Genomic DNA, 14,118 nt, shown 5'->3' on the forward strand with positions numbered 1-14,118 from the left:
ACCCCCTCTTTCCGTACAGAAAAAGGGGGAGATCAACTTGGTCACGTCCTTATCTGTCAGGAATTCTCCTGCTGGATTTGGCACAGCATCTGCATCGCACGAGCGCGCAGATCCGCTGCCGGGCTTCATAGGGCCAGTCCCTCCGCCTCTCTTCATAAGTAAAGCACACGGAATATACTGTTTTTAATCTCCTTCATACTACATTGCGCGTTCCGAACGTGTCAAGATGCTTCGCGCGGCGAGCCGCTTTTTCCTGCTTACATCTTTTCTGCGGTCGTCTGCGGCACTTTTCCCGTACGGCCTTGAAAAGAGCTGTGCAGGGCAAAAAGCGCGACAGACAGCAAGGCAAGCCCCGCCATGATGTACAACAGCCCCTGCGCCTGGAAGTGCTGGAAAATGATCGCCCCGAGCAGCGGTCCGAGCATGCGTCCCGCCGATCCTGTGCCCGAGATCAGGCCCTGAATGAAGCCTTCGCGCCCTGGTGGCGTAAACTCTGCCGCTACGGCAGGCACGGCCGGCCAGACGAGCATTTCTCCGAGCGTCATGATGAACATGCCGGCGACAAAGCCAGCGTAGGAGGTCGTCTGCGACAAAATCAGCATCGACAGCACGAACACGTAGGAGCCGAGCAGCATTTGCGCGCGCAGTGTGCGGGCGAAGCGGCGAATGACCCAGGCAATCAGCGGCTGTCCGAACAAGATCAGGCCGCCGTTGATCGTCCACAGCAAGCTGTACTGACGCAAGGAAATCCCCAGCGACTGCATGTAGGTCGACAACACCGTTGTCCATTGGACGTAGACAATCCAACAGATGAAAAGCCCGCTGCACAAGAGCAGCAGTGCGCCCCACGCCACTTTTTTCGGCGGCAGCTGCTGCAGCGGCGCAAGCGCATCACCCGGATTCAGATGGGCAGCGCTTTGCCCGGCAGCCGCAGGAGTGCCCGCCGTATTGGCTTGCTCACCCTGACTGGACCCGTCCGCCGCTGCCTTGAGCTGACGGGGCAGGGTGAGTACGAACATGATGAGCACAATGACTTGCAGGATGGCGTTGCCGAAGAACGTCCAGGCAAACGAGATGCTCGCCAGCAAACCGCCAAGGGCAGAGCCCGCCGCCACCCCGGCGTTGAGCGCGACGTAGATCGTATTGATTCCGGTTCGCCCGCCTTCCGGCCACAGCACAACAGCGAGCGCATTCAAGACCGGAGACAGCATGCCGTAAAACAGTCCGTTCAGCAACAGCAAGACCGTATACATGGTGAAGTCATGCGTGACGCCAAGCCCGACAGAGATCAGAATAATGCCGACAGAGGAAAAAAGGATCGTGCGCATTTTCCCCCAGCGGTCGAACAGCATGCCGCCTGCGATGCTGCCGATCAGAAAAGCCCCCTGGTTCAATAACAGCAAAAAGCCCGCTACGGTCAGCGGCTTCCCCAAATAATCATGGATATAGATGGTGACAAGCGGCCAAATACAAGCCATTCCTGTAGAAAAAATGATCGCAGCAATCGCCAGAAGACGAATGCTGCTCGGATAGGATTGCCATTTCTGTTTCATGGTCTAGTTCTCTCCCCGGCGAAAATCGCCGCTTTTCCCGCCCGTTTTGCTCACCAGGCAAGTCGGGCCGATTATCATTGCTTTGTCCATCGCCTTGCACATATCGTACACGGTGAGAGCAGCGGCGCTTACAGCCGTCAACGCTTCCATCTCTACGCCCGTTCTTCCGGTCGTCCGCACAGATGCTTCCAGAGAAAGCGTCGTCTCGTTTTCAAAAGTGAAGCGAATGTCAATCCCGGTCAAAGGCAGCGGATGGCACATCGGGATGATCTCCCACGTCTTTTTCGCTGCCATGACACCCGCTACCTGTGCGACTGCCAGCACATCCCCTTTTTCTACCCGTCCTTCGCGGATGCGGGCGAGCGTTTCCGGCTTCATGACGATTTTGCTCTCTGCCACAGCCTCCCGTTTGGTCATGTCTTTTTCCGAGACATCTACCATCCGCGCGCGGTTTTGTTCATTAAAATGCGTCAACTGATCTTTCATGCAACAATCCGTCCTCCATGTACGCGACACTCGCAAACAGCCAAAAAGCCTGGCTGCCATCTGGCATCTGTTTATTCCTACCATACTCCCGCAGCCTGTGAAAAGCAATGGGAACATCGCTATCAACTGCTTCTGCGGCTTTCACTATCTTGCTATCCTACTCGCAAAACCGTACAAAAGCAACGCGGCGAAGGTATACTGTGCGTACAACAACCAGCAAGCAACGGAAAACGGGATCGTCTGGAGGCGTTGAACAAATGACGGAGAAACAATATGTGTACTGGTCAAAAGTAACCGTAAATCATTGGAACCTGTATCTTGCCGCGTCAGCCAAGGGGCTGTGCTTCGTCGGTTCCCAAAACAGCCCGCTGGAAGAGCTGACCGCGTGGCTCGCCCGGCGCAGGCCCCGCCATGCTTTGGTCCAGGATCACGAACAGCTCGCCCCTTATGTGACGGAAATCAGCGAGTATCTGCAAGGAACGCGGCAGCAATTCTCGCTCCCGCTAGATCTGCAGGGCACGCCGTTCCAGCTCTCGGTCTGGGAGGCTCTGTGCCAAATTCCATACGGGCAAACTGCTTCCTATACGGAGATTGCGGCTCGCATCCAACAGCCTGCCGCCGTCAGGGCTGTAGGTGCGGCGATTGGCGCAAATCCGCTGCTTTTGACCATCCCTTGCCATCGGGTCGTCGGTAAAAACGGCAGCCTTACCGGCTATCGCGGCGGCCTCCCCATGAAAACGGAGCTGATCGCACTGGAAAAAGGTAGTCTCACCAGAGGAATGCACGCACCGCCGCCCGGGGATCATTTTCACGACGCAAAAAAAGTAGGAAGGGACAAAAAGTGAACAGCACTTTCTTTTACAAACAGCCAAAAACGTTGCTCAATAAAGGAACCGGATTTTTGACCGACTACACCCATTCGCTCAATCCGTACACAGGCTGCTCGTTTGCCTGCTCGTACTGCTACGTGCGGCAAATGCCTGTCTCGCTGTTTCGCGGACAAGACTGGGGGACGTGGGTTGACATCAAGACGGGAGCCGCCGCGCTGCTCGCAAAAGAGCTGCAGCGGGCAAAAGCGAAGGGGCCTGTCTCGATTTTCATGTCGTCGAGCACGGACCCTTACCAGCCCGTCGAATATCGGGAGCAGGTGACACGCTCGCTGCTCGAAGTAATGGTCGAGCATCCGCCCGACTTTTTGCTCGTGCAGACGCGCAGCCCGCTCGTCACGCGCGATCTGGACCTGCTGCTTTGTCTGGGAGAGCGGGTACGCGTCAGTATGACGGTGGAAACGGATCTGGAGGAAATCCGCAAACATTTCTCCCCGCAAGCGCCCCCGATTGCCGCTCGGCTCCGCGCGCTTCGGGAGCTGGCTGCGGCTGGCGTCCCGACACAGGCGACGATTGCGCCTGTCTTGCCGAGCAGTGAAGCTTTTCCCGCCCTGTTGCGCCCGCTGGTCGGGCGGGTGTGCATTGACGATTTTTACATGGGTGACGGCAGCGGCGGCAAACGCACGAAGAAAAACGGGATTCCCGCGCTTTTTGCCGAGCTGGGACTGGAAGCATGGGCGGAGCCGGATGCCTACCTGCTCGTCTACGAGCGGCTGCGGCGCGTGTTTGCGGAAGACGAGCTGTACGTAAGCCAAAAAGGCTTCGCGCCGTAAGTCCTTGAGCCCCTTCGCGCATTGGCATCTGTGCCGGATTGTGTTATCGTCAAGCCATAGATAACTGTCATCCCAATCGGAAGTGAGGAATTGCTTTGACGATTACCATCTTGCTATTTGCCGGACTGGCTGAACGAGCCAATGTTCGCAAGATTGAACTGACTTTGCCAGAACAGGCAACCGTGCGCGACCTGCTGCAAGCAGTCGGTGAGCAGTATCCGGCTCTTGCGCCGCTACTCGGTAGCTGTTTTGTTTCCATTAATCACGAGTACGCTGCTTCTGATCGCGTCATCAGCCCGGATGACGAAATCGCGCTCCTGCCCCCTGTCAGCGGCGGCGAGGAAGTACCGCGCTTTGCCATTACCCGGGAGCCGCTGTCTGCAGACAAGCTTGTGCAACTGGTGAGCAACCCGCATGCGGGTGCCGTCCTGACGTTTGTTGGAACGGTTCGTGAATTTACGCACGGACAGCGCACCGTCTACCTTTCCTATGAAGCGTATGAGCCGATGGCTGTGGAAAAAATGAAGCAAATTGCCGCCGAGATCGAGGAGCGCTGGCCAGGAGCACAAGTCGCCATGCATCACCGCGTCGGCGATTTGGCCGTGGAGGAAATCGCCGTCGTCGTCGCAGTGGCAACCCCGCATCGCAACGAGTCTTTTGAAGCCGGGCGCTACGCCATCGAGAGATTAAAGCAAATCGTTCCCATCTGGAAAAAGGAAATATGGGAGGACGGCAGCGAATGGAAGGGGCACCAGCAAGGCCCGTGGAATCCGCTGGCGATGTCGGAAGGAAAGGAGGCGTAACCGCTTTGGATACACGTTATTCCCGCCAGCTTCTGTTTCACCCGATCGGGCGCAGCGGCCAGGAAAAACTGCTGCAAAGCCGCGTCGCCATCGTCGGGATGGGGGCGCTCGGAACGGTGCTGTCCAATCATATGGTTCGCGCCGGAGTCGGCTTTGTACGCCTAATTGACCGCGATTTCGTCGAGCCGAGCAACCTGCAGCGGCAAATGCTCTACGACGAGGCTGACGCCGCCCAGCATTTGCCAAAAGCGATTGCCGCCCATGCCAAGCTGTCGAAAATCAACTCGGAAGTGACGATTGAGCCGATTGTCGCCGACCTGTCTTTTTACAACGCCGAAGAGCTTTTGCGTGACGTCGATCTCGTACTTGATGCCACAGACAATTTTCAGGTGCGCTATTTGGTCAACGACGTTTGCGTGAAGCACGGGATTCCCTGGGTGTACGGCGGTGCGGTGAGCGCGACGGGCACGTTTACAGCCATTCGCCCCGGCATGACGCCGTGTTTGCGCTGTCTGTTCCCGGAAGCGCCAAATCCGGGGGAAATGCCGACATGCGATACCGCCGGCGTCATCGGTCCGATTATCCACATCGTCGCCTCCTACCAGGCGACCGAAGCGTTCAAGCTGCTGGTCGGGGCAACAGATGCGCTCAATCCGAACCTGGAGCATTTTGAAATCTGGCAAAATCGCCACACGCAAATCAAGGTGGCAAATGCCCGCCGCAGCGACTGTCCGACGTGCGGCAAGCACGAGTTTACGTTTTTGCAGCCAGAAACACAGGATGGACAAGCCGTGTCGCTCTGCGGTCGGGACACGGTGCAAATCTCGCCGGGCGCTTCTGCCAAGCTCGATCTGGATGCCCTCGCCGAGCGGCTTGCTCCCCTTGGAAAAATAGAACAAAACAAGTTTTTGCTCCGCTTCCATGTCGATTCGTACACGCTCGTCGCCTTCCCGGACGGACGCGTGCTCGTCCAGGGGACGGATGAGATCAGCGTGGCCCGTTCCCTGCATGCGAAGTATATTGGGGCGTAGCCGGAAACAGCAGCAAGACCTTGAGTGGCTTGTCGTCCTCAAGGTCTTGCTGCATTTACAGGAACCTCCCCCGTCCACGTTACCGTAAACCGTGTCCCTCGCCCCTGCTCGCTTTGCACGGAGATCGTCGCCTGATGCAGATCGAGAATTTTTTTCACGATTGACAGCCCGAGACCGCTGCCGCCTTTGGCGCGGTTGCGCGACTTGTCTTCCTTGAAAAAGCGTTCAAAAATCCGCTCCAGGTTTTCCTGGGCGATCCCGATGCCCGTATCGGAAATTTGCACCTGTGCGCCTCCGGGTAGCGATTGCAGCCGGACGCTGATTTTGCCGCCAGGCTCGGTGAACTTGATGCTGTTGCTGAGCAGGTTGTTCCACACCTGACTCATCATGTCTTCGTCCGCGACGATTTCCGCCTTTTCCAGCTCAATCTCCAGCTCGATCTCCTTTTCCAGCCAGAGCGGCTCACAGGCCAAAATGATGCTGCGCAACTGCTGGTCCAGCCGGTAGCGCTTGCGCTCGACCGGATGGTGCTTGCCCTCCAGTGCCGTGAGCTTCAACAGGTTGTCGCTGATTTTGGACAGACGCTTGCTCTCCGTTTCGATGATCTCCAGGTAATGCCGACGCTCCGCAAGGCTCAGATCCTCGTTTTGCAGCGCGCGGGCAAAGCCGCTGATCGAGGTCAGCGGCGACTGGATTTCATGGGAAACATTGGAAATAAACTCCTGGCGCAACTGCTCCATCGCCTGCAACTGCTCGGCCATATGGTTGATGCCCTCCACCAGTTGCCCCCATTGACGCTCCATTTTCACATCCAGATTGACGCTGAAATCTCCTTTGGCAATTCGCCTCAAGGCGTCGAGCAGCAGTTGAAACAGCTCGACATGCCGGGGGCGGATAAAATGGGAGATTGCAAACCCTGTGAAGATAAAAATGCAAAAGCTGACGACAGATTGGACCACCGCTTGCGCAAACTCGCTCGGAGCAAGCCCTGTATAGCGGTAAAAGACGCCCGTGCCCCAGTAAGCCACAGCCCCGCAGAGCATCAGCAAGGCAAAGATCCCGACAGTCGCAAGCAGTCTCAGTCCAATGCGCTTGTGCAGCGGCTTCGTTCGACTGGATTTGTGCCTTGGCTTTTCCCTGGGCTCTCTTGTCATTTGTCTACCTCCAGCCGATAGCCGAGTCCACGCACGGTGCGAATCCGAAAGCCGTACTCCCCTTCCGGAAAACGCTCCCGCAGGCGGTTGATATGCACATCCAACGTCCGCTCATTTCCTTCAAAGTCGAAGCCCCAGATTTGCTCGATCAGCTGCTCGCGCGGGAGCGTTTGCCCCGGATAGCTCGCAAGCTTGAACAGCAGCTCGAACTCTTTTAGCGGAATCGTCCACGAGCGGGTATCCTGTACGATCTCAAATGTTTTGCGGTCAAGCTGCAACAGCCCGGCCTGTACTTTGTGCGACGCGGCGATCTTGTAGCGTTTGAGCAGCGCTTTTACCCGCACCACCAATTCTGCAGGCTCGAACGGCTTGACGAGGTAGTCGTCCGTTCCCAGCTCGAAGCCTTTGATTTTTTGTGCCGTCTCGCCTTTTGCCGTCAGCATGAGCAGCGGAATATCGTAGTGCTCGCGCAGTTGTCGGCACAGCTCCCAGCCGTCCATCTGCGGCATCATGATGTCGAGCACGACCAGGTCGGCGCCGGGCGACTCCATTTTTTCCAGTGCCTCGACGCCGTTTTCCGCCTCCACGACCTCGAACCCGTCGTTACGCAAAAAAATGTGTACCAGTTCGCGAATGTGCGGGTCGTCGTCCACTACCATGATTCTGGTCATGTCAGCTGCACCCTTTCCTTCACCAGCAACTGCTGGCTGGCCAGCTCCCGGTACATGTCGTGCGATTCAAACAGCTGCTCGTGCGTGCCCATGCCGGTGATTTTTCCGTTTTCCAAAAAGATGATCTGATCCGCGTCCACCACAGTCGACAGTCGATGCGCAATCACGAGCGTCGTGCGTCCCTTCATCAAATTTTGCAGTGCTTTTTGCACGATAATTTCCGATTTGCTGTCGAGGCTGGACGTCGCCTCGTCGAGCATCAAAATTTGCGGATCGCGCAGCAGGGCGCGGGCGATGCCGATGCGCTGGCGCTGTCCGCCGGAGAGCTTGACGCCCCGCTCGCCTACTTGCGTCTCGTAGCCGTCCGGCAGCTCGTCGATGAACTGGTCCGCGTAGGCCATGGCGGCGGCCTGCTTCAGCTCTTCCTCTGTCACCTCGCGGGAGATGCCGTAGCAGATGTTTTCCCGAATCGTGCCTGCGATCAGCGGGCTTTCTTGCGAGACGTAGCCGATTTTGCTGCGCCAGGACGCCAGGGAAAACGCCTCAATCGGATCGCTGCCCAGTCTGATGACGCCGCTATCCGGCTTGTAAAAGCGCTCGACCAGGGAAAACAACGTCGTCTTGCCGCTGCCGCTCGGCCCGACAATCGCACTCACCTTTCCGGCCGGAATCGTGAAGCTGACATCATCGAGAATGGTCTCCCCGTTTTCATAAGAAAAGCTCACGTTCTCCACGACAATCGGCAGGGCGGCATTTTCCACCGTCCGTCCGCTCTCGTGATCCTCTTCCGGCTCTTCCAGGGTAGCAATGATGCGCTCTGTCGCGCCCATCGCCTTTTGCAGTTGGGTGAAAAATTGCGTGAACTGCCCCATCGGCATGATGATTTGCACCAGGTACAAAATAAACGCGACCAGCTCGCCGGCCGAAAGCGCCCCCGAAGCGACGCGCATTCCGCCGTAGCCCATGATGACGACGAGCAGCACCATCAGCACAAACGACATCAGCGGCGCGATCATCGCCTGCACCTGCCCTTCCTTCAAGCCGAAGCGAAACAGGTTGGCAATACCTTTTTTCCCAGCTTCGTACTCATGCGGCTCGGCATTCGACGCCTTGACGAGCCGAACCTCTGACAGCACTTGATTCATGATCGTCGTAAAGCTCGCCGTCTCGTCCTGCAGCCCTTTGGAAATTTTGTACATCTGTCTGCCCAGCGGGACGAGGATCGCCACAGACAGCGGAACGGCGATCAGCATGGTCAGCGTCATTTGCCAATCCAGGTACAAAAGCGTTGCCACCGAGCCGATAATGGCAATGATTCCGGTGAAAAAGCTGGCGAGATGCTCGCTGATGAGTCCTTTGACGACGCCAGTGTCGTTGGTCATCCGGCTAATCGTCTCCCCTGTCCGATGGTTGTCGTAATAGGAGACAGGCAGGACGAGCAGCTTTTTCCACAGACGGTCCCGTAGAGCCGCGACAATGCTCTGGCCGACGTGGTTGAGCAAATAGATGGACAGCCCGCTGGCGATGGCCTGGGCGATGAAGGCGACCATCAGCAGCACGATTTGGCCTTGGCTGATGGACGAGAGCGTGAAGCTGTCCACCAGGTCTTTGGTAAACAGCGGAATGACCAGGCTAACCAGTGTCGTGGCCACACTCATGAACAGTGCGACAGCGATTTTCAGCTTGGACGGCTTCGTCCGCATGATTAATTGAAAAAACGGGCGCCAGTTTCCCAGTTGGACACGATTGTCATTGCTTTGTTCTCTCATTTGGTTGACTCCTTTCCCACTCTTATGTATGGCATGTTTTATGGTTTACGTCTGACGCTTCCTTTCGTTGCACTTTCGCTGCTTGGGCAAAGCGCCTCTCCCGGAGATGATTGCAAGCTGCTCCTTACCGAGCAGCCGGGAGGAAAAAGGTGTTGCAGGCAGCCTCTCCTTTCTGCAAACAGCGGCAGAGGTTGACGGCGGCGTCCCCTGCGCTCTTTTTGCTGACAAGAGAAACCATAACGGATGAATGTAAACGAAATATAAACGGGATAATACATGAAGTCTGGATATTTTTCCTTCATTAAATATGACGCGAAACAGGCACGTCTGTTTTTCTCCCACGATTTTTGTATATAAATGATGAATTTGGGGTAGAAGCCGAGAAACAAATCGAGTATAATAAGTTCGTAATGAGAGAAACGAAACGACGTTTCACCAGACGAAACCCCAAGTTACAATAGGGAGGTTGTATACATTGGCTAAACAAGATGCTTACAAAGTGAAATCTTCCCTGCAAGTCGGCGACAAAACTTTCGCGTACTATCGCCTGCAAGGCTTGGAAGAACAAGGACTCGGCGACGTTTCCAAGCTGCCGTTCTCCATTAAAGTTCTGCTTGAGGCTGCTGTACGTCAGTTCGATGGCCGCGCGATCACCAAAGAACACGTACAACAACTGGCCACCTGGACAAAAGGCCGCGACGAAAACAAAGAAGTGCCGCTCATGCCGGCTCGTATCGTGCTGCAAGACTTCACTGGTGTACCGGCTGTCGTTGACCTGGCAGCAATGCGTATCGCCATGAAACGCGCTGGTGGAGATCCAAAGCGAATCAACCCGCTCGTACCGGTTGACCTCGTAATCGACCACTCCGTAATGGTTGACGACTTCGGCAACCCTGCTGCTCTGGAAAACAACATGAAGCTCGAATTCGAACGCAACCAGGAGCGCTACCGCTTCCTGCGTTGGGCGCAAACTGCGTTTGACAACTTCCGTGCGGTTCCTCCGGCAACTGGTATCGTTCACCAAGTAAACCTGGAGTACCTGGCAACTGTAATTGCTACTCGCGAAGTTGACGGCGAACTCGTTGCATTCCCTGACTCTCTCGTAGGTACTGACTCCCACACCACCATGATTAACGGTCTTGGCGTTCTCGGTTGGGGTGTCGGCGGTATCGAGGCAGAAGCAGGAATGCTCGGCCAACCACTGTATTTCGTAACACCAGAAGTTGTTGGTTTCAAACTGACTGGTACCCTGAGTGCCGGTGCGACTGCAACCGACCTCGCTCTGACTGTTACCCAAATGCTGCGCAAAAAAGGCGTAGTAGGGAAATTCGTGGAGTTCTACGGCCCTGGCCTGTCCAACATCTCGCTGGCTGACCGCGCGACTGTAGCGAACATGGCTCCTGAGTACGGTGCTACCATGGGCTTCTTCCCGGTAGACGCTGAAACACTCAACTACCTGCGCCAAACTGGCCGCAGCGAAGATTTGATCGCTCTGGTAGAAGCTTACACCAAAGCACAAGGTCTGTTCCGTACCGACGACACTCCAGACCCAATCTTCTCCGAAACATTGGAACTGGATCTGTCCACAGTCGTACCGAGCCTGGCTGGTCCAAAACGTCCGCAAGACCGCGTAGAACTGACTGCCATGAAGGAATCCTTCAACAACAGCCTGCGCACTCCGATCGACAAAGGCGGTTTTGGCCTGTCCGAAGAGAAAATCGCAGCAAGCGCACCTGTTACTTATGCAAACGGGGAAACCGCTACGCTGAAAACAGGCTCTGTCGTCATCGCAGCGATTACTTCCTGTACCAATACATCAAATCCTAGCGTAATGCTGGGTGCAGGTATCCTGGCGAAAAAAGCAGTGGAAAAAGGTTTGAAAAAGCCTCCATTCGTGAAAAGCTCCCTGGCTCCAGGTTCCCGCGTCGTTACGCAATACCTGACTGACGCTGGTCTGATTGATTCCTTGAACGCAATCGGTTTCAACGTAGTCGGCTACGGTTGCACCACTTGCATCGGTAACTCCGGTCCATTGCCAGAGGAAACCAGCAAGGCAATCGCAGATGAAGACCTGACTGTAGCAGCCGTACTGTCCGGTAACCGCAACTTCGAAGGCCGTATCCATGCACAGGTAAAAGCGAACTACCTCGCTTCTCCTCCATTGGTTATTGCCTACGCACTTGCTGGTACTGTAGACATCGACCTGACTACCGAGCCAATCGGTACGGGCAAAGACGGTGAGCCTGTCTACCTGAAAGACATCTGGCCAACTCCGCAAGAAATCGCGGAAGCAATGAACAAAGCCATGAACCCAGACCTGTTCCGTGCCGAGTACGGTCAAGTGTTCACGCAAAACGAAGCCTGGAACAAAATCGACGTTCCAACTGGCGACCTGTACGAGTGGGATGAAAAATCCACCTACATCCAAGAACCGCCATTCTTTAAAGACCTTGCTGGTGAAATCGCAGAGATCGCCGACATCAAAGCTGCAAAAGCAATTGCTCTGTTCGGTGACTCCGTCACAACCGACCATATCTCCCCAGCGGGTAACATCTCGCCAACAAGCCCTGCAGGTCTGTATCTGCAAGCAAACGGCGTAGAGCGCAAAGACTTCAACTCTTACGGTGCTCGCCGTGGTAGCCATGACGTTATGATGCGCGGTACGTTTGCCAACATCCGTATCCGCAACCAAGTGGCTCCTGGCACTGAGGGCGGCGTAACCAAATACTTGCCAACCGGCGAAGTCATGTCCATCTACGATGCTTCCATGAAGTATCAAGCAGACGGCACTCCACTCGTTGTTCTGGCTGGTAAAGAGTACGGTACTGGTTCTTCCCGCGACTGGGCAGCAAAAGGTACTTTCCTGCTCGGCATCAAAGCGGTTATCGCAGAAAGCTTCGAGCGTATCCACCGTGCCAACCTCGTTGGTATGGGCGTTCTGCCTCTGCAATTCGCTGACGGCCAAAGCTGGAAGTCCCTGGGCATTGACGGTACTGAGTCCTTCAACATTGTGGGTCTCTCCAATGATGTTCAACCAGGCCAACGCGTAAAAGTAGAAGCAACTCGCCAAGACGGCAGCAAGTTCGAGTTCGACGTCATCGTTCGTCTCGACTCCATGGTAGACGTAGACTACTACCGCAACGGTGGTATTCTGCAAACCGTTCTTCGCCAACTGCTGGACGAAGGCCAACCAGTAAACGCGTAAACTAGCGAAAAACAAATAAGTTCGTAACAGCACCCACCCAAAAGGGCAGACTCCGAGCATTCGGCAGTCTGCCCTTTTTTTGCCTGTCAGTCAGCGCGGATCAGCGGGTTTGCTGACTGACAGGAGGTAAATTTTTTTGCATCGTGCCTGGAATAATAAAACGGCAGCGACGAAAAATAAAAAACGAAAATTCGCGGAAAGGAATGGAAGCATGAAGTCGAAATGGATGTCCACCATCCTTTCGTTGCTGCTAATCAGCATGTCACTCATTGGCTGCAAGGCTGGCGAAAGATTGCAAATCCAAGAGACAACACAAGCACAAAAGCCTGTCGTGCTCATCCTCATCGATTCGTTGATGGACAAGCCGCTGCAGGAGGCAATTCGCCAGGGCCGCGCTCCTGCCTTGGCCTTTTTGCGGGAAAAAGGGCACTACTTCCCCCATGTCGTCAGCTCGTTTCCCACCATGTCCGTGACGATTGACAGCACCTTGCTGACCGGAACCTACGCCGATCAGCATCACGTGCCGGGTCTGTCCTGGTACAGTGAAAAAGAAAAACGGATGGTTTATTACGGCTACGGTCCAAAAGAAGCGTTGAAGATCGACCAGCCGCAGGTACTGCTGGATGCGATTTCGCAATTGAACCAGAGCCAGCTGAATCCGCAGACAAAAACGATCCACGAGACACTCGCGGACCAGGGAAAGGACTCTGCTTCCATTAATGCAATTGTGTGGCGAGGCAAGACGGAGCATGTCTTGAAAATCCCGCACCTGATCGAAATGGCTGCCCAGTTGCCGAAAGAACTGAACGTAACCGGACCGAAGCTGCTGTCTTATGCTGCTTTTGCCCAGCTCGATCCGAACCAGAAACGTCATACCCGCATCTGGCGCAAGTACGGCATGAACGACGAGTTTTCCGCCCAGGAGATTGCTTTTCTCATTGCACATGACAGGCTGCCGCCGCTCACAATCGCGTATTTCCCGGAAAATGACATGGCGGCGCACCGCAAAGGCCCGATGACGATAGACGGAATTGAAAATGCCGACAAGGCACTGCAAACCGTACTCGATGCCTTTGGCTCGTGGGACAAGGCCGTTGAAGAAGTGCGCTGGATTGTCATGGGAGACAGCGCCCAAAGCGCGGTGCAGGATGATCGGCAAGCAGCGACGATTGATTTGCGCAGCTTGCTCGCTCCTTATCAAATCTCCCCGATCAGCCGACCACAGCAGGCGAATGACCAGATTGTGATCGCCGCCAACGAGCGGATGGCGTACGTTTATGCACTCGATCCGCAGCTTCCCCTCTCAACCATCGCAGGGCAGCTGCAGCGCGAACCGCGGCTGGATGTCATCGCGCGAAAAGAGGGGCAGTCGATCATCGTCACGGCAGGCGCAAGCAGCAGGCAACTGACGTACAAGCCGGGCGGTCCGCTCAAGGACGAGTACGGGCAGACGTGGACGATCTCAGGAGACCCGAACGTACTGAACCTGACAGTGCGCAAAAAGCAGCTCACGTACGGCAAGTATCCGGATGCTTTGGCCCGGCTGTACGGAGCCATGCACTCCCACCCCGGAAGATACGTCATCGTCACCGTGCAGCCCGGCTACGAGCTGATTACGGAAAGCTCCCCGACGCATATCGGTGGCGGCGCCCACGGCTCGCTGCATGCAGTCGATTCGCTCGTCCCGCTGCTCGTCACCGGAACCGATTCGCGTCCGAAATCGTTGCGCATTGTCGACCTCAGGGAGTGGGTGCTGCGCCTGGTCAACGCAACCGAATAGGCGGCT

General features: G+C 55.7%; 11 protein-coding genes and 1 riboswitch. Of the genes, 6 read left to right on the plus strand and 5 right to left on the minus strand.

Features of this window, described 5'->3' with window-relative positions; genetic code table 11:
- Nucleotides 1-46: 46 nt before the first annotated feature.
- A riboswitch (SAM riboswitch) is annotated at nt 47-161 on the minus strand.
- Between the two features lie 96 nt (nt 162-257).
- Nucleotides 258-1,553: an MFS transporter gene (locus AAFJ72_RS15690; protein WP_432774629.1), complete on the minus strand. Its 1,296-nt coding sequence runs from the start codon at nt 1,551-1,553 to the stop codon at nt 258-260.
- 3 nt (nt 1,554-1,556) lie between these two features.
- A complete protein-coding gene (moaC, locus tag AAFJ72_RS15695) occupies nt 1,557-2,039 on the minus strand; it encodes a cyclic pyranopterin monophosphate synthase MoaC (RefSeq protein ID WP_432774631.1) in 483 nt (160 codons plus the stop codon).
- A 257-nt stretch (nt 2,040-2,296) separates the two neighbouring features.
- Between moaC and AAFJ72_RS15700 the strand changes: the two genes are divergently transcribed.
- The 4 genes from AAFJ72_RS15700 (at nt 2,297) to AAFJ72_RS15715 (ending at nt 5,533) form a co-directional block, all read left to right on the plus strand.
- Complete coding sequence (locus tag AAFJ72_RS15700; RefSeq protein ID WP_432774632.1) at nt 2,297-2,884, plus strand: methylated-DNA--[protein]-cysteine S-methyltransferase; 588 nt, start codon at nt 2,297-2,299, stop codon at nt 2,882-2,884.
- A complete protein-coding gene (locus tag AAFJ72_RS15705) occupies nt 2,881-3,699 on the plus strand; it encodes an SPL family radical SAM protein (protein WP_432774634.1) in 819 nt (272 codons plus the stop codon). The genes AAFJ72_RS15700 and AAFJ72_RS15705 overlap by 4 nt, the downstream gene beginning before the upstream one ends.
- Before the next feature lie 95 nt (nt 3,700-3,794).
- Nucleotides 3,795-4,502 carry a molybdenum cofactor biosynthesis protein gene (locus AAFJ72_RS15710; RefSeq protein WP_432774635.1) on the plus strand — a complete coding sequence of 236 codons (708 nt, stop codon included), beginning with the start codon at nt 3,795-3,797 and terminating at the stop codon, nt 4,500-4,502.
- 5 nt (nt 4,503-4,507) lie between these two features.
- Nucleotides 4,508-5,533, plus strand: coding sequence for a ThiF family adenylyltransferase (locus AAFJ72_RS15715; RefSeq protein WP_122905332.1), 1,026 nt, complete (start codon nt 4,508-4,510; stop codon nt 5,531-5,533).
- A gap of 38 nt (nt 5,534-5,571) precedes the next feature.
- Here AAFJ72_RS15715 and AAFJ72_RS15720 read toward each other — a convergent pair whose 3' ends face one another.
- The 3 genes from AAFJ72_RS15720 to AAFJ72_RS15730 are packed head-to-tail and all read right to left on the minus strand — an operon-like array spanning nt 5,572 to nt 9,127.
- Nucleotides 5,572-6,687 (minus strand): sensor histidine kinase, encoded by a 1,116-nt coding sequence (locus AAFJ72_RS15720; protein WP_432774636.1) that lies wholly within the window; start codon nt 6,685-6,687, stop codon nt 5,572-5,574.
- Nucleotides 6,684-7,358 carry a response regulator transcription factor gene (locus AAFJ72_RS15725; protein WP_122905330.1) on the minus strand — a complete coding sequence of 225 codons (675 nt, stop codon included), beginning with the start codon at nt 7,356-7,358 and terminating at the stop codon, nt 6,684-6,686. Before AAFJ72_RS15725 ends, AAFJ72_RS15720 begins: the two co-directional genes overlap by 4 nt.
- Nucleotides 7,355-9,127, minus strand: coding sequence for an ABC transporter ATP-binding protein (locus AAFJ72_RS15730; protein ID WP_432774638.1), 1,773 nt, complete (start codon nt 9,125-9,127; stop codon nt 7,355-7,357). The genes AAFJ72_RS15725 and AAFJ72_RS15730 overlap by 4 nt, the downstream gene beginning before the upstream one ends.
- A 475-nt stretch (nt 9,128-9,602) precedes the next feature.
- On the opposite strand from AAFJ72_RS15730, the gene acnA reads away from it, so the two are divergent.
- Together acnA and AAFJ72_RS15740 are read left to right on the plus strand one after the other, a co-directional pair.
- Complete coding sequence (gene acnA, locus AAFJ72_RS15735; protein WP_432774640.1) at nt 9,603-12,332, plus strand: aconitate hydratase AcnA; 2,730 nt, start codon at nt 9,603-9,605, stop codon at nt 12,330-12,332.
- Nucleotides 12,333-12,543: 211 nt separating this feature from the next.
- The gene (locus tag AAFJ72_RS15740; protein WP_432774641.1) at nt 12,544-14,112 is read left to right on the plus strand and encodes an alkaline phosphatase family protein; all 1,569 of its coding nucleotides are present in this window, start codon (nt 12,544-12,546) and stop codon (nt 14,110-14,112) included.
- Nucleotides 14,113-14,118: the final 6 nt, after the last annotated feature.

It is taken from the genome of Brevibacillus gelatini, from assembly GCF_050920745.1.
GTDB classification, from domain to species: domain Bacteria; phylum Bacillota; class Bacilli; order Brevibacillales; family Brevibacillaceae; genus Brevibacillus; species Brevibacillus gelatini.